We start from the raw sequence: 15,989 nt of genomic DNA on the forward strand, positions 1-15,989 counted from the left end.
AACTTGGTAGTGATACCCCAGAGGATTAGATGGCCAAAGAAGACAATATTGAAATGCAGGGTACCGTACTTGATACGTTGCCTAATACCATGTTTCGCGTAGAACTGGAAAACGGTCACGTGGTAACTGCGCACATCTCCGGTAAAATGCGCAAAAACTATATCCGCATTTTGACGGGCGACAAAGTGACTGTTGAACTGACCCCGTACGACCTGAGCAAAGGCCGCATTGTCTTCCGTAGTCGCTAATTGTTTTCGCCTGTAATGGCAGATGAATATTAAATAAGGCCGGGATATTCCCGGCCTTATTTTTTTGTTAGCACAGTCGATTATTTGAACGATTGGTTGGGTTTCGGGTTTGGTTTCGGGTTTTGTGTTGGTTGTGCGGTGGTGCACGGATGCGGTGGGAAATGCTGCTGCGTTGGATGTTATAAAACTGCCTGTACGGCAGTGAACAATGTCAAAACCGTGGCTCGAGAAACTCAACGTTTCTAAACTGCCTGTACAGCAGTGTACCCGGGTGACAACGGGAGGGTGATCAGCAACAATTTCTGAGCTGCCTGTACGGCAGTGCAGCTAACGCCGTCGGCGTTCTCATTCAGTTCACATTTCTAAGCTGCCTGTACGGCAGTGCACCAATCGACGACATGCTGATCAACCCGCAACGATTTCTAAGCTGCCTGTACGGCAGTGCACGAACGCATCTTCATCACTGGTAAACAGGCGGCTTTTCTAAGCTGCCTGTACGGCAGTGCACTGGATATCGCTGTCGTTCTGCACCAGCACGCGTTTCTAAGCTGCCTGTACGGCAGTGCACAGACTTTGAACGGCACGCCGCGGAATGATGCTTTTCTAAGCTGCCTGTACGGCAGTGCACGAACGTTTCACCCAGTCGAAGGAAGTCAGGCATTTCTAAGCTGCCTGTACCGCAGTGCACAACCATACACCGATTGGCATGATCACAATGAATTTCTAAGCTGCCTGTACGGCAGTGCACAAAAGACCGGGCTTCGTGGATGTTTTTCACGTCTTTCTAAGCTGCCTGTACGGCAGTGCACGCGCGTGGTAAAACCACCGTTATCGAGTTGCCATTTCTAAGCTGCCTGTACGGCAGTGCACACAGTTCTGCGCCATGAAAGTTCACGTTGATTTTTCTAAGCTGCCTGTACGGCAGTGCACATATTGGTTTGCACTATAGCGGCAGCCCTGTATTTTCTAAGCTGCCTGTACGGCAGTGCACGGGATCGGCGTATCGGTGTACTTCTGCCCGTCATTTCTAAGCTGCCTGTACGGCAGTGCACGTTATACATGTTGGCCGGGAAAAGTTTGAAATTTTCTAAGCTGCCTGTACGGCAGTGCACGACTTCAACTAACTGCCCGCCGACAGCGTGCCTTTCTAAGCTGCCTGTACGGCAGTGCACGTATGAATATTTTTCCCTTTAATAGCGTTTCTTTTCTAAGCTGCCTGTACGGCAGTGCACGTGCTGTAGTGGGTATATCCGTCGAAGTACACTTTCTAAGCTGCCTGTACGGCAGTGCACGATTTCCAGGGCTTAGGGCTACCGGGAATCGTTTTCTAAGCTGCCTGTACGGCAGTGCACCAGCCTTTCCAAAACAGCTTCAATTTTGTCATTTTCTAAGCTGCCTGTACGGCAGTGCACACAGACGCAGCGGCTGCGCCACGCCGTTACGGTTTCTAAGCTGCCTGTACGGCAGTGCACATGGTCGCTTCGGTACCGGAGTTCACCATACGTTTCTAAGCTGCCTGTACGGCAGTGCACGCGAACGTCAGCTCGCACGACTGACTCAGATGTTTCTAAGCTGCCTGTACGGCAGTGCACTATAAAAACATCGCGACCGTCGTGCCGTCATCTTTCTAAGCTGCCTGTACGGCAGTGCACTTACAAAAGACGAATTTATTGCAGTACGTAAATTTCTAAGCTGCCTGTACGGCAGTGCACTGAAATAATACCTCTCCACCATCATGATTTTCATACAAAAAAAGCTAAAAACACTGCTCAAACCCTTTTTTTACACCCCAGGATTTTTAATCTAAAAATCAATACATTACATTCTGGGCAAAAATTAGGGTCAAATATCATCCTTCTTTTACCCCACCCTGAACAAAAAACACCCGTTCCATACTCTCTGACAAATGGCTATACTTACTCATGACAAATGACATCACTCAGGAGGTATCATGAGAACATGGGTTCCTGCGCAAAGGTCGGCTGATAACACGCTGTGGCGCTACGCCGGTTTACCTGCAAGCAGAGGCATGCGGTTGATTGAATATCTCAATCAAGGATTACCCGTCAGCGTCCTCGACAATATTCACGAGTGGACGGACATGTCGAAAGCGGAGATTTTACGCGTCACGGGAATTAACGAGCGTAACGTTGCCCGCCGCAAAAGTACGGGCCGGACGCTGACGCCCGACGAGAGCGAACGTGTGGCGCGTTTCGTTCGGGTACTGGATGCGGCCGTCGATTATTTCGGCAGTAAAGAAGAGGCATGGAACTGGTTGCAGTTACCGGTACGTGGGCTTGGCAATGTTGCACCTGTCGATCTGATTGCCACGGAAACCGGTGCGCTGGAAGTTACCGATTTGATTGGTCGGCTGGAGCACGGAGTGTTCGCATGATTTTTTATCGTCTGGTAACAGGACGTTTTGCCAGCGAAGCGTGGAGTGGAAGTGGTGCAAACCAGTATGGAGGACGCTGGAATCATAAAGGCCATCCTGCCGTGTATGTCTCCACCTCCATCTCGCTGGCTTCACTGGAAATTCTGGTGCACGTCAGAAAAGACACCGTGCTGAACCAGTACCAGCTTTTCAGCATTAATATCCCGGATGATCAGATTGATTACCTGGATAAAGCGTGGCTGCCCGAGGACTGGCAGGAAAATCCGGCGCCGGTATCAACGATGGATCTGGGTACCGGTTGGTTGCAGGCTAACAGCGCTCTCGCACTCATCTTACCCTCCTGCATCATTCCCTATGAAAACAACGCCATACTTAATCCATTGCATCCGGCATTCCGCAAAGCACTCAATTCTGTTGAATTACTGCCTTTTGATTTTGATACCCGTCTCGCAGAAAAAACCGCACCCTGAAAGCTGATGCGGCTGTGATTTATCAGAACCAGGGAACTGTCGCTGTCGCGCTGAGTCCGTAGGTTGAAAACATGCCAACCACAGGTGCGGAAAGCAACTCACCATGACGGATAAAAAGCCTGAAAGACTGGCCCGTCGAGAGGCTACGTAAATTGAGCCAGGGCAAATCGGTCCTCGCTTCCTCCATTGTGCGTATCCTTTGCTGCGCCTCTTCTTCGGTTATCCAACCTTTTTTTACCGAACGACGCATAAGCCGCGGCGCGCTGCTTTTCACCTGAACGCGGGATACGCATCGCCAGTGATATACCTCTGGCACGGCTTTAACTGCCGAGCACAGACAGTAATCGCTCAGACCTTTTCGCCATGCCAGCGATTCGAGTTCGCTTAACGCCAGGTGTTCGCCGTGTAGGCGTAATACCGCGCCGGGCTTAATACCGTGCGCAGGGAAGCTAACGCCAATATCCCCTTTCCCTCGCTGACCCAGCGCACGATGTAGTTTGGCCATCAGCGCGGCCATTAGCATCTCCTCGGTAAACTCCGGGTCGGGCAGCACGCGGATCTCAATATAGTGATCCATAATCACTCCTTACTCGCCCTTCTCGCCGAAGACACCGCCACGGATCAGTACAGCCATCACATAATGCTGCTGCTCAGCGTCGGGTTTCTGCCCTTTCGTCACCCAGTTATCAAGGAGCGTGTAGAAGTCCATTTTCTCTTTTGGCTGACGGCAGGCCACGCCGCGGCTGGTGACCGATCCATACGGCTCAACGGCTATCGCGCCAAGCTCATCCACCTTTGGATGCCAGGTATCGATCGTCCGAATCGCATTGCCGATTTTCTGCGAGTGCATGCCAGCCACATTATCAACCTGATACAGCAGGCGACTCTTGCTGCTGTTGCTGTCAAGAACCAGCTCCTGCGACGGGAAGATCTCCTGTCCGGCACCGAGCAGCACCTGTGCCTCTACGTTCAACAGCACAAATCCCTCACCGCTAAGCCCTTTTTCAATTTCCTGCGCCAACGCTTCAAGATCCTTATCGCTTGCAGAAAAATCCCGCAGTGCGTAGCAATAAGCATCAAACGTCCACGTTTTACTGCCCGTCACGCGCACGATAATTTTTTCAGCGCCGACGCGGTTACGCCATAAAAAACGTCCGTTCGCCAGGTTAGTTGCATAGCGGCGCGCCAGTTCTGCAAAGCCGTGTTCACTGATATAGCCGTCAATAACCTGCTGAAGCGCATCCTGATAGGCGCGGTCATTACACACGGAAGGCGTGGACAGGTTGCCCAGCACGCGTAGGGTAAACTTCACCTGTAAGGTGTCGGCGTCTGCGGGCAGCGCAGCCACATCCACCCGCTGGAGGTTAGCTTTCTGGATCTCGGCATCCAGTTTTGCCGGATCGTTAGTAAGCGCGTTCTTCAGGCGGTTGGAAATCGTGCCACGCACCGCTTTTTCCTGAATGCGGATCGGTTGCCAGGTTTTACCCTGCCAGCTTCCGGAATACATCACCGCATCCGACGTCGCCAGTTTACGTTCAAATGCCAGAACAGATGCCGTTTTAACGGCAGTTGGAGCCTTTGCCATAGCTAAATCCTTTTTATTTTGAATGTGCAGATGTCACCGGCGCGCCCGCGCCCTGACAGTAGTAGCCCGTTTTTGTCGTATGAAAACGCCAGAAAATTTCATTAAGAGACTGAATCCGGTGCAGACCGCACCACTCGCCCACGCCATACACCGCCTCCGTAAACGCAAAGGGTGTTTCTGCATCACGTGCGTTACTTACCATGCCGGGGGAATAGAGTTCAGAAATTCGCTGATAGCCAGTCATCAAGGGCACCAGATAACCAGGGTTAGGTTTCGGAACATAGTGCCAGTTAGCCGGTTCGCCCTCACGAACGTCGCCCTCCTCCGGCGTTTCAGCCTGAAACTTCAACGCAGCGAAATCGAGCCAGGCATCGAGCAGCGAGGTATTGGGATCGCTCTCAAGAAGCGTTTGATAATGTTCCCCCAGCCAGCTGCTGCGATCGCGTAAGGCAAAACCGGGCATCAGCTGCCACTGCAACCGACACAGGTCACGACTGTCGGACGGCATCGCCATGACGGTAATAGCCTGAATATCGACGATGATGCCACCCGCCAGCCTGAGCGTCGGGCAAACCTGGCTGAGATGCTCTGCCAGATCGCGCTGCCCGTACTCGCCATTAGGGATTTCCCCATGGCATTCCAGCAGCAACGAAACCGTCATATGCATCCGGCCCTCTTCATTAAAGGAGGCTGTTTTCGCGTCCCGGGTGAGCGGATTGCGCGTCAGGGCAAACTGATAATCACGACCGGACGTATGCGCGTGGATCTGGTGCTCATGGCTGACGACAGCACAGCCATCGATTTTTAGCCCGTGGGTTTCCGTCAGCTTGCGAGATAACGCATGGGAAAATCCCAGAAAATGGGTGATGGCGGGAAAACCATACGTCAGGCCAGCAATGGCATTGGCGTTTTCAACTCTGATGCGGCGAAGCAGGATCAGTGAGCTCATTTCAGCGCCTCCTGAATGATTTTTTCCATCTCGCGGAGGTTAGAGCGTAAACGTTCGCGAGTTTCCCATTCACGTTTTTCCACGGCACCTAAATCCGGCATCGCCTTGCGCAGACGTGCGTTCAGCCACAGGGAAAAATCTTCTGCCACTGCGCCCTGCCAGTCGCCCTTTTCTCTCTCAAGTCGGAAGGCTTCGTCTGTTTTTGTGCGCCAGGGATCGAGCCAAAGCTGTTGATGAGGTTTCAGATTGGGGCAGTTAAGCGTCCAATTTTGCCAGGCTTCGCGTTGAAGTTCAGATGCAATTTCGAACAGCAGATCGATAAGCATATTGATATAACCATCACGAGCCTCGCGAATACGAAAACTGGTGTAACTGCCCGTTTTCGTGAGCAAGGAAACCAGCAACTGAATTTGACTCCTGGCACGACGGTCAAACTGCCCACCCGAGGTGAAAACAGAACGTAGATTTGTTGGCGCCTTTTCTGCTCTTTTCCCCTGCGGAGGCTGACAGGAAAGTAGCCAGCACCGCCCACCGCGCACGCTGTTGAGATAGGAAATATTTTGCGGTTTAGTACCGCCGAAGTGTATTTCCGCCGCATCCGGGAATAGCGTCAGCGGAGCGGGATGCCATGTTTTCTCGCGACGTGCTTTCCAGATGGCTTTAACTTCATCGCCAAAACGGAAGGCAATCATTTTCTGATGCATGGCGTGTACAAGCGAGGTAGCGAATAACGGGCTTAAGAGGTGATAACCTTCCCCTACCGGAAAATACCCCTGTTTCGCCAGCTTGTGCGAAGCGGGTTCTCCGGGGGTTAACGCACGGGAAAACCCCGCAATCCACTCCCTCAGTTGATTCTCGCCATCGGCAAAAGCGGCCAGCGCAGCGTGATCGCCCCGTTTCAGGCTTGCCAGAAGGGAGTCGCCACCGTCTACCCGCGTTTGCAGCAGCTTTGCAACATCCAGCGCCGCAGCGTTTCCCACCGCGTCTGTATCCAGACCTGACAACGCAGCGGTGCTGAGATACCCTTCCTGCGCCACTGCCTCGCTGTAAATACTGCTACTTTTTGAATCCCCGTGGGTAAATTTCGCCGCATGGGTCACGAGGTTAATTTGTCCGGCCCGCTTCGCGGCATCCGTCAGCCATGCTTTCGGTTCATAGCGAAGCTCCAGCTCCCGGCGTTCTGCCGCAAGCGTTGCGCTATCTGTATCGCTGCGCTTTGCGGCCTCTTTATCAAATGCTTCCAGCTTTGTTTGCCGTCGTCCGGCAATATACTCAGCGATGAAAGCGCTTAGTGCTTCTCCTGACATCACAACTCCTTGACCGTAATCATCTTCCTTAACGTCACTCGGTAAAGATACTTAAGATTCATCGAGAAACGCTCTGAATAATATGGTGCTAAAACAACGATTTTGAGTAAAAAACAACCATTAAAACGCCTACCAGCAGCATAAAACGTGTCAACCAGAGCAGCATCGTACAATCCCCACATAAAGTTCATGGGTAGTGTATCGTCAATGCACACCCTCCACAATATGACCTAGTTATAAAAAATCTCTTTTAAATTTTAAGGTATATTTATTTCTCTCATGTCGACCTATAAACTCTGTTTTCTGACTGTCGAGCAGACAGCTTAGAAATAGTTGCAAAAGATCTCATTTAATATGTCCACTGCTGTACAAGCAGCCCGCGCCCTCTTTCAGAGGGCGCGAAACACACCCAACATCGGGTGATATAGCCATTTATCATCCTTACCTGCCCTCAGCGTGATTTCGCCATAACGACGCGATACCGCCCCCAACTCCATCTGCTTTTCATCGGCCAGCGCCTGTAATACCTCTGCATAATCAATTGCAATCCACGGTTTAACGCCGTCAGCCATGGATAACGGCTGCACGCGAAACCTTCCCGCAGGTTTTAACACCCCGTCTTCCTGCATCAGGCAAAATTCAGGTTCATCGCCCTCCTCTTCCATATTCAAAAAGAACGAGTCCTGAGCTGAAGCGCGTCGAAATGATGTCCGTTTCTGAAGCTCACCGTTCCAGGTCAGCGGTAGTCGCCACCACAATGCGGCGACCGCATCTGATTTATCGCCGCCTTCCAGCAGTGCGGCACGCAACCGGGTGTGCTCCAGCGCCGCAAGGGCATTGCCGGGAACATCCTCAGCGATGCGCGGGATCGCATTCAGGGTGCGATAACCCTCTTCATCGATCAGTGCATGGAGGTCATGATGAGGCAGCAGATGCTGCCCGGTTTCAAAACCGGGTAAGCAGTAAGCGACCTTTTCTCCGCGAAGCGCGTGCACGTTGCGTTCCAGAATCACCAGATTTTCGTTATCAGGCACGATCTGACGATGGCGCTGAATACGTCCGGCGAATTGAATCAGCGAGCGCATTGAGCTCGGCTCAATTATTCCCCAATCAGCATCCAGATCTCTCCCCGTTTCAAGTATGGGGGAGCCGAGCACGACAAAAAGATGATGCTTTTCCTGCGATGCCAGCGCCTGCTTAACTTCAGGCAACTGCCAGATCCGCTCCGGCTCGTGCCGCGTAAATGCACAATCGAGTCGTTTTTCAATCGCCGCCCGCACCGCCAGCGGATGCTGGCTGTGATAAACGCAATAATGGATGCAGTAATTATCCGGGGAGGGTAATGCCATCAGCGTTTGCGCGACGGCAACCAGCGGATTGATATTGGCCATCCGCACCAGACCAAACGACACGGTTTTGCCAGCGTTATGCGTGCTGTGATGAAGGCCGTGCAACGCGATCATTTGCTGGCGTAGCGTCTGCGCCAGCGCGGAGACAACATCTGTCTTGCTGGAAGACTGCGGCTCCACGGCTGCCAGTTTCCCCAGACGAAGCCGCGGCTGCTCAGGCAGACGTTTGATCCGCTGGCGAACAAAATCGCCATGCGCCCGGCGAAAATGCGCGTCGTCGGCCACATCCTGCGACTGCGCGCCATACTCATCAAACCAGGCGCAGCAGATATTCATCGGCCTGTCAGACTGACCGCATGCGGCCTGCCAGGCTTTGCGCCCTTCCCGATAGGCTTCAAACAGCGCTTCCGTTAGCGCGGGCGGCAGCGTCGCGGAGGAAAGCAGCACCCGGGAACCGAGCATTCCGGCCCAGTTCACCAGTCGACAAAGGGCGTGCAAATCATCAATGTCGAAATCGTCAGGTTCATCAAGCACCAGATCGCTGGTCAGCAGACGCAGCATGGCAGGGATCTGCCTGCCGCCGCTCACGCCTTCCGTTGCCGGCATCAGGTGATCGATCGTTGTCACCAGCACCGGTGCGCTGACCAGGCGATTAAGCGCGGGTTCTTTCGCCAGCCACTGCTGAGCGATCCCGCTACTGATTGCCCCTTCATAATGCACGTAATGATGGCTGGCGAAGAACGCTTCATCGCTGGCGCTGCTGGTATCTTCGGTATCATTGCCCTGATACAGTTCCTTCACTGCTGCGGCACCGGTCACGACGGCCAGCGCGTCATCATCCAGCTTCAGGCGCGAACGCAAGGCCTGACCTGTTTGCAGCGTCAGCGTGCGAAGCCCCAGTGCCACGCTAAAACGACACCCTGTCTGCTCATCTGCCAACGCATACATAATCCGGGCATTAGCAAAGGTTTTACCGCATCCTGTCGAGGCCATATTAATGCCGAAGAAGCCCTGTTCGGCACTCTTCTCACGCAGGGAAGAGGCAACGTCCCAGGCATTGTTCTGCCAGTAATAACGCTCTTCTTTCGCCCTTTCCCGAAACGTTTTATGTCGGGCGATGGCGGGTAACGAACGGCGCAACGCCGGAAGAGAACGCCCCATCAATAGCGCCTGATGTGCTACGCCGACATTGTGCTCATCCAGCTTCTGTCTGAGTTCCCCTGTCCCCCGGTAGCTGTTAGCCCACGCCTGAAAGGCATCATCCTGCCATCCGGTATAAGCCGGTTGAGAGGAGTAAACGTGATCGGCCAGCATCAGCGACAGACGGGCAAGGTGGAGGGTGAAGAGATTATCCAGCGATCCCGCCTGAAGCAGCGCAGGCAGGTTCCGAATACGTTTACCAATCTGCCGGGCTTTCTCGCGCCAGGTTTTACTTCTTAGCGGCGTGCCGTGGGGGAATTTCCAGACATTTTTGAGATCACGCCCGGTCCATTTAGGCTTTTCAGATCGGTGATTAAGGGAGTTCCAGTCCGCATTCAGCTGTCGCTCAAGCCAGCCATCGCAGTACAGTAATTGTGGCTCTGCCGAATGGGACTGCGGTAAACGATGGTGCGACAGCATAAGCCAGGCCACTACCCTGGCAACTGGGGGTAATTTTTCGAGAGGGCTGTTGCTCCAGTCTGCCCTGTCCATTTTAAGTGCTTTCCGCATGGCTATATCATCAGCGGCTTTTAGCTGTGTGAGGGATGTCAGCCACTGTTCATCGGTTTGTTCACCCACGAAGGCCTCGAACAGACGCACCGAAATCCATTCGTGTCGGTACGGCTGAAAACGGTGCTTACTCTCTTTCAGCAGCGTTTGCTGGAAGCACATCCCCGCTTTGCCAAAATCGTGAAACAGCCCGGCGATGGCCGCCAGCAAGGCGATGCTTTCTGCACTTTGCCAGCGGTGTTCGCTGTCATTGCGGATAATTTGCAGCGTCGTGCGATTTGTTGGCACGTGCCCTTGCGCGTTAAAGCGACGCAAATTCCCGACTATCCACAGCAGTTCGGTTTGGCCGTTTTTTTTCAGCCAGTGGCAGGCCACGGCGGTATTACGTCGCGCAGTTTTACGCAACAGCTTGCGCAGTGTTATGGCACCTTCCATCGTAATCGTCGTCTGCCACGCCGCGTCCCCAGTGCGCTCAGCAAACTGATCGATAATCTGACAGCTTTGCTCGCGTGCACGTTTGGTACACCGAGAGATAATCAGCACATTCATTTTGTGCCCCCCGCCAGCGACTGCGAGGTTTCCTGCAACGTGGTAATCATCACATCCAGCGCATCGGCCTGCTGAAAAGCATTAATACAGCGCTGGCGAAACTGTTGATTATCTTCACCCTCCATAGCCGCAATAAATGCCTGCGGCATAACGAGGGCGTCTTTGATTAAATCGGCAATATCAAAAACCAGCCCGCCGCGTCGGGTTTTGCCATGCATCACCGCCAGACCGTGCGGAATGCCCGTCACCCAGGCCGCGACCGCCGCCAGCCCGTAGGCCAGATAATTACCCTGATCGAGAAAACGGTTTGCCATATCCGCCCCGCCACCCCGTTTGGCTCGGGTAAAATTGCCGTAACCTGTCGTCTGGCTGGTTAGTTTGTAGAGCGATTTCGTGAGCTGGGCTTCCTGGAGCATCAGAGAGGTGTGGTCCTGAGCCTTTTCCATACCCTGTCTGGCACGTTCGAGGAGAGTATTCAGAGCATCTTTATCTGGCTGAAAGGCCATTTCGCGCTGCATCCGCAACCCTGACCACTGATTTTCAATTTGTTGTAATCGAATAAACTGAAAGTGTTTTGCCGCCTGCAAGCGCTTTTCTTCGTTAAACCAGAAGGAGACCCAGTTCTGTAAATATTCCGTCGGGCGATATTCACTCTGCGGGCATAGCCAGGAGACATCAATATCCACTTCATTCGCGGAGTAGAGTGGCGTGCCATCCGTGCCACAAAAACCGACCATCACGCCCGCTCGCGCGAACTCCCGCATGGCCATTTGCGTAACGGATGTTCCCATTCCCAACATTACTGCCGTCGTATTAGCGATGGGAATATTCCAGTAAAACGACTCTTTACCTTCCTGAGTGACATATTCAACGCGTCCACCATTTACCTGAATACGACATTTCTCCAGGTAATAGATATTGGCACGTTTTGAATGAAGAATGGTTTTTAAGTCGGACGAGGTAATGCTGTTCGCTGGCATAGCAAGTGCTTTTTATTTCAATATGTTGAATGCAGGGTATGTTAGCGGAGATAAGATGAAGACAAATGTGACGCGTATCAAATGAATAATAATTATCGGAATGTCGAGATAAAAAACCTCTGACATATTTAATGTATTATTTTTGTGAATAATATATATGAGGGAATATGGTTGTGGGGTGAATGAGTATTGAGTTTATTTAAAATACAACGAGGATTGTGGTGATGATTGTGGGTTTTAAAATAGCTGGAGTGAATATTTAGGGAGTATGATGCCTGCACGGCAGTGAACTGTGATCTCAATTTCCCGGCTGTCAATTTCCATTTCTAAGCTGCCTGCACGGCAGTGAACTGGCTGCTGATGGTCCTCGCTATAAGGCCATTTTTCTAAGCTGCCTGCACGGCAGTGAACGAGGGTGGCCTGTCAATCAGGCAGGCGTTCGCTTTCTAAGCTGCCTGCACGGCAGTGAACGCATGGACGGAGCCAGTCTCTCAGTGCGCAACTTTCTAAGCTGCCTGCACGGCAGTGAACAACGATTTCATTTCAGCAGTTGCTTACGCCCATTTCTAAGCTGCCTGCACGGCAGTGAACATCACTGAGAGAACATTATTGAGATCGTGCTTTTTCTAAGCTGCCTGCACGGCAGTGAACCAGGCGACCATTAGCGTCCAGGCACACCACAGTTTCTAAGCTGCCTGCACGGCAGTGAACGAGGATTAAATACAGTATGTGTCAGGCCAAGCTTTCTAAGCTGCCTGCACGGCAGTGAACCCTGTATGGGACAAAGAAGTCAGCGACGAGCCTTTCTAAGCTGCCTGCACGGCAGTGAACTGACCCAGGCAACGAATAAAGTTGATGAGCCTTTTCTAAGCTGCCTGCACGGCAGTGAACCTGAAGATAACTGTTAGCCTTAATTGCAGCCGTTTCTAAGCTGCCTGCACGGCAGTGAACTGACACTTTTGCGTTTACAATAACCATTTTATTTTCTAAGCTGCCTGCACGGCAGTGAACTGACCGGACGGCCTACGCCGGACACGCCAGAATTTCTAAGCTGCCTGCACGGCAGTGAACTGGAAGAAATCTTCGCCATCTTATTGTTCGAAAAGAAAATAATCAACATATCTACCTAAAACCATTTTTTCTGCGGCCTTTATTCTCATAATAAAAATCAATAACTTAAAGAACCACTCGAAAAAATGGTTGCGACATACCGCGCCGGAGTCCCTTCCCCGACGCGCGACACTAAACTTAATTAATGATATGGATTACAGGCTTTCCATATTCAGGTGCAGCCACATCTGTCGCCATCGAATGTGTAATGTCATGCAGCAATCCTGTCAGATGGGGCAGCATCTCGCGGTCAAAATGCGACACCAGCAGCACGTGGTTTAATGCCCGGCAGTAATCGCATTTGGTTTCAGTACTTTCCAGAAGCCACTCTTTTTCCTTTGGCCGTTCCGCCTCGTCGTCAAATTCAACCACCCGGAAATCGCTCATTGATTCTGCGAGTTCGGTTTTGACTTCTTCCAGATAAGCACCGAGGCAACGGCAAACGGGCTGCGTTTGCGGGAGCGAATTGCAGTCCAGCAGGATTTCAGTGAGCAGATTACAGCGCTCGACGAGGGTTAGGAGATCGGGATTGAGAGATAGTTCGCTATAGAACTCGGAGAAATTGATTTCTGTATTCATTGGGTAATTCCTTCACACACATGAATTTACCACCGCAGGAAACGCCAGATTCGCTGGCGGCGGACGAAAAGGAATTGGCGTACCAGTGTGTGCACCTGGCGCTTCAAAAGAAGCTTCCGATTCGCCCGCCAGATGCAGAATTATACCCTTTTCCTTAGGGCGAACGAAGCCTACAGCAATACTGCTGGTCACACACTTTCAGGACGCCAATCCCGACACCTGATTTTGCAGGTGCGCCGCCATTTTAATACTGTGGTTTTATCCAGCAACAGACATCGAAAGAAACTGGAAAGCGCCTCGCAAAATTTCATTGCGGCCTGATGCCCTCACCCCAGCCCTCTCCCTCAAGGGAGAGGGGGCCGTCTGTGCAGGCATTATTTTGTGGGGATCCCTCAGCCCACAGGGAGAGGAAGAAAGGCACGCATAAAAAAACCGGGCATTTGCCCGGTTTTTTAGCCTAACGTTCAGCTTAGTGAGCCGCTTCCGGCTTGTGCTTCGCCGCACTCTGGAAATCGTACGTCAGTTCGTTCTTCGCCTGATCCAGCCCCACCGTTACCTGGCCGCCGTCCACCAGCGAGCCAAACAGCAGCTCGTTCGCCAGCGGTTTCTTCAGGTTGTCCTGAATCACACGCGCCATCGGACGGGCGCCCATCGCACGGTCGTAGCCTTTCTCAGCCAGCCAGTTGCGGGCCTCCTGGCTCACTTCCAGCGAGACGCCTTTCTGATCCAGCTGAACCTGCAACTCGACGATGAACTTGTCCACCACCTGATGGATCACCTCGGTAGACAGATGATCGAACCAGATAATGTTGTCCAGACGGTTACGGAACTCCGGCGTGAAGATCTTCTTGATCTCTTCCATCGCATCGGTGCTGTTATCCTGGTGGATCAGGCCGATGGATTTACGCTCGGTTTCCCGCACGCCCGCGTTGGTGGTCATCACCAGCACCACGTTGCGGAAATCGGCCTTGCGCCCGTTGTTATCGGTCAGCGTCCCGTTGTCCATCACTTGCAACAGGATGTTGAACACGTCCGGGTGCGCTTTCTCGATTTCATCGAGCAACAGTACCGCGTGTGGATGCTTGATAACCGCGTCCGTAAGCAGACCGCCCTGGTCAAAGCCCACGTAGCCCGGAGGTGCACCAATCAAACGGCTGACGGTATGACGCTCCATATACTCGGACATATCAAAGCGCAGCAGCTCAATGCCCAGCGCTTTGGAGAGCTGAACCGTCACCTCGGTTTTCCCCACGCCGGTCGGACCGGCGAACAGGAAGGAACCGACAGGCTTGTGGTCATGCCCCAGGCCAGCACGGGCCATCTTGATCGCTTCGGTTAAGGCCTCAATGGCTTTATCCTGACCAAAGACCAGCATTTTCAGGCGATTGCCAAGGGTGCGCAGCGTATCACGGTCGCTCTGAGAGACGCTCTTCTCAGGAATACGCGCAATGCGGGCCACCACGGACTCGATATCCGCCACGTTCACAGTTTTCTTACGCTTGCTGGCTGGCATCAGGCGCGCACGCGCACCCGCCTCATCAATCACGTCGATCGCTTTATCCGGCAGGTGACGATCGTTGATGTATTTCACCGCCAGCTCCACCGCCGCACGTACCGCTTTCGCGGTGTAACGCACGTCGTGGTGCGCTTCGTACTTGGTTTTCAGGCCGTTGATGATCTGCACCGTTTCGTCAACCGACGGCTCGGTAACGTCGATTTTCTGAAAACGACGCGCCAGCGCACGATCCTTCTCAAAGATGTTGCTGAACTCCTGGTACGTCGTGGAGCCCATCACGCGGATCTTGCCGCTGGAGAGCAGCGGTTTGATCAGGTTAGCGGCATCCACCTGGCCACCGGAGGCAGCACCTGCGCCGATGATGGTGTGGATCTCATCGATAAACAGGATGCTGTTGGTGTCCTGCTCCAGCTGTTTTAACAGCGCTTTGAAACGTTTTTCGAAATCACCGCGGTATTTGGTGCCCGCCAGCAGCGAGCCAATATCCAGCGAGTAGATGGTGCAGTCGGCAATCACTTCCGGCACGTCGCCCTGCACAATGCGCCAGGCCAGCCCTTCGGCAATCGCGGTTTTACCCACGCCAGATTCCCCCACCAGCAGCGGGTTGTTCTTACGGCGGCGGCACAGCACCTGGATGGCACGCTCCAGCTCTTTGTCGCGGCCAATCAGCGGGTCGATACCGCCAACGCGAGCAAGCTGGTTAAGGTTGGTGGTGAAGTTTTCCATACGATCCTCCCCGCCTGCTTGCTCTTCATTGCTGTTGATCTGTCCGCTGGGATCCGATGCCTGGTTAGGCTCGTCTTTTCGCGTTCCGTGAGAGATGAAGTTGACCACGTCGAGCCGGCTGACTTCGTGTTTACGAAGCAGGTAGGCCGCCTGGGACTCCTGCTCGCTGAAGATGGCGACCAGGACATTGGCGCCAGTCACTTCGCTACGTCCGGAAGACTGGACGTGGAAAACCGCGCGCTGCAACACCCGCTGGAAGCTGAGCGTCGGCTGCGTGTCGCGCTCTTCTTCACTGGCTGGCAGCACCGGTGTAGTTTGTTCGATGAAGGCTTCGAGTTCCTGACGTAGCGCCACCAGATCCACGGAGCAGGCTTCCAGCGCTTCGCGGGCAGATGGGTTGCTAAGCAATGCGAGCAGCAAATGCTCGACGGTCATAAACTCATGTCGGTGCTCACGCGCTCTGGCGAAAGCCATGTTTAAACTGAGTTCCAGTTCTTGATTGAGCATAGGCACCTC

Annotated in this window: 11 protein-coding genes and 2 CRISPR repeat arrays; of the genes, 3 read left to right on the forward strand and 8 right to left on the reverse strand. The window is 53.0% G+C overall.

Going from position 1 to position 15,989, the window contains the following annotated elements:
• The first annotated feature begins 29 nt into the window (after positions 1-29).
• The 3 genes from infA (at position 30) to RHN82_RS02205 (ending at position 3,113) form a co-directional block, all read left to right on the forward strand.
• Entirely contained in the window at positions 30-248 is a 219-nt protein-coding gene (infA, locus tag RHN82_RS02195) for a translation initiation factor IF-1 (protein ID WP_002211347.1), read from the forward strand.
• Positions 249-427: 179 nt separating this feature from the next.
• Positions 428-1,960: direct repeats of the CRISPR family, unit length 28 nt; unit sequence TTTCTAAGCTGCCTGTACGGCAGTGCAC.
• Between the two features lie 239 nt (positions 1,961-2,199).
• Positions 2,200-2,643, forward strand: coding sequence for an antitoxin Xre/MbcA/ParS toxin-binding domain-containing protein (locus tag RHN82_RS02200; RefSeq protein WP_047052347.1), 444 nt, complete (start codon positions 2,200-2,202; stop codon positions 2,641-2,643).
• Positions 2,640-3,113 carry an RES family NAD+ phosphorylase gene (locus tag RHN82_RS02205; RefSeq protein WP_047052345.1) on the forward strand — a complete coding sequence of 158 codons (474 nt, stop codon included), beginning with the start codon at positions 2,640-2,642 and terminating at the stop codon, positions 3,111-3,113. The genes RHN82_RS02200 and RHN82_RS02205 overlap by 4 nt, the downstream gene beginning before the upstream one ends.
• Before the next feature lie 22 nt (positions 3,114-3,135).
• On the opposite strand, the gene cas6f is transcribed toward RHN82_RS02205, so the two are convergent.
• The 8 genes from cas6f to clpA form a co-directional block, all read right to left on the reverse strand.
• Positions 3,136-3,690 carry a type I-F CRISPR-associated endoribonuclease Cas6/Csy4 gene (gene cas6f, locus RHN82_RS02210; protein ID WP_047052344.1) on the reverse strand — a complete coding sequence of 185 codons (555 nt, stop codon included), beginning with the start codon at positions 3,688-3,690 and terminating at the stop codon, positions 3,136-3,138.
• A 9-nt stretch (positions 3,691-3,699) separates the two neighbouring features.
• On the reverse strand, positions 3,700-4,698 hold the full coding sequence (gene csy3, locus RHN82_RS02215) for a type I-F CRISPR-associated protein Csy3 (protein ID WP_047052342.1): 999 nt from the start codon (positions 4,696-4,698) through the stop codon (positions 3,700-3,702).
• Positions 4,699-4,711: 13 nt separating this feature from the next.
• The gene (gene csy2 / locus RHN82_RS02220; RefSeq protein ID WP_047052340.1) at positions 4,712-5,647 is read right to left on the reverse strand and encodes a type I-F CRISPR-associated protein Csy2; all 936 of its coding nucleotides are present in this window, start codon (positions 5,645-5,647) and stop codon (positions 4,712-4,714) included.
• On the reverse strand, positions 5,644-6,954 hold the full coding sequence (gene csy1, locus RHN82_RS02225; protein WP_047052339.1) for a type I-F CRISPR-associated protein Csy1: 1,311 nt from the start codon (positions 6,952-6,954) through the stop codon (positions 5,644-5,646). Before csy1 ends, csy2 begins: the two co-directional genes overlap by 4 nt.
• Before the next feature lie 389 nt (positions 6,955-7,343).
• Positions 7,344-10,562: a type I-F CRISPR-associated helicase Cas3f gene (cas3f, locus tag RHN82_RS02230; protein ID WP_047052334.1), complete on the reverse strand. Its 3,219-nt coding sequence runs from the start codon at positions 10,560-10,562 to the stop codon at positions 7,344-7,346.
• Positions 10,559-11,542, reverse strand: coding sequence for a type I-F CRISPR-associated endonuclease Cas1f (cas1f, locus tag RHN82_RS02235; RefSeq protein ID WP_047052332.1), 984 nt, complete (start codon positions 11,540-11,542; stop codon positions 10,559-10,561). Before cas1f ends, cas3f begins: the two co-directional genes overlap by 4 nt.
• A 323-nt stretch (positions 11,543-11,865) precedes the next feature.
• Positions 11,866-12,613: a CRISPR direct-repeat array (repeat unit 28 nt; unit sequence TTTCTAAGCTGCCTGCACGGCAGTGAAC).
• A gap of 177 nt (positions 12,614-12,790) precedes the next feature.
• Entirely contained in the window at positions 12,791-13,231 is a 441-nt protein-coding gene (locus RHN82_RS02240; protein ID WP_047052330.1) for a hypothetical protein, read from the reverse strand.
• Positions 13,232-13,700: 469 nt separating this feature from the next.
• Entirely contained in the window at positions 13,701-15,980 is a 2,280-nt protein-coding gene (gene clpA, locus RHN82_RS02245) for an ATP-dependent Clp protease ATP-binding subunit ClpA (RefSeq protein ID WP_006809407.1), read from the reverse strand.
• Positions 15,981-15,989 lie beyond the last annotated feature (9 nt).

This window comes from Enterobacter cloacae complex sp. EB5 (genome assembly GCF_031432835.1).
Lineage (GTDB): Bacteria > Pseudomonadota > Gammaproteobacteria > Enterobacterales > Enterobacteriaceae > Enterobacter > Enterobacter hormaechei_C.

Coding starts and splice junctions, on each gene's coding strand:
- infA (WP_002211347.1), top strand. CDS start 30: ATGGCCAAAGAAGACAATATTGAAATGCAGGGTACCGTACTTGATACG.
- RHN82_RS02200 (WP_047052347.1), top strand. CDS start 2,200: ATGAGAACATGGGTTCCTGCGCAAAGGTCGGCTGATAACACGCTGTGG.
- RHN82_RS02205 (WP_047052345.1), top strand. CDS start 2,640: ATGATTTTTTATCGTCTGGTAACAGGACGTTTTGCCAGCGAAGCGTGG.
- cas6f (WP_047052344.1), bottom strand. CDS start 3,690: ATGGATCACTATATTGAGATCCGCGTGCTGCCCGACCCGGAGTTTACC.
- csy3 (WP_047052342.1), bottom strand. CDS start 4,698: ATGGCAAAGGCTCCAACTGCCGTTAAAACGGCATCTGTTCTGGCATTT.
- csy2 (WP_047052340.1), bottom strand. CDS start 5,647: ATGAGCTCACTGATCCTGCTTCGCCGCATCAGAGTTGAAAACGCCAAT.
- csy1 (WP_047052339.1), bottom strand. CDS start 6,954: ATGTCAGGAGAAGCACTAAGCGCTTTCATCGCTGAGTATATTGCCGGA.
- cas3f (WP_047052334.1), bottom strand. CDS start 10,562: ATGAATGTGCTGATTATCTCTCGGTGTACCAAACGTGCACGCGAGCAA.
- cas1f (WP_047052332.1), bottom strand. CDS start 11,542: ATGCCAGCGAACAGCATTACCTCGTCCGACTTAAAAACCATTCTTCAT.
- RHN82_RS02240 (WP_047052330.1), bottom strand. CDS start 13,231: ATGAATACAGAAATCAATTTCTCCGAGTTCTATAGCGAACTATCTCTC.
- clpA (WP_006809407.1), bottom strand. CDS start 15,980: ATGCTCAATCAAGAACTGGAACTCAGTTTAAACATGGCTTTCGCCAGA.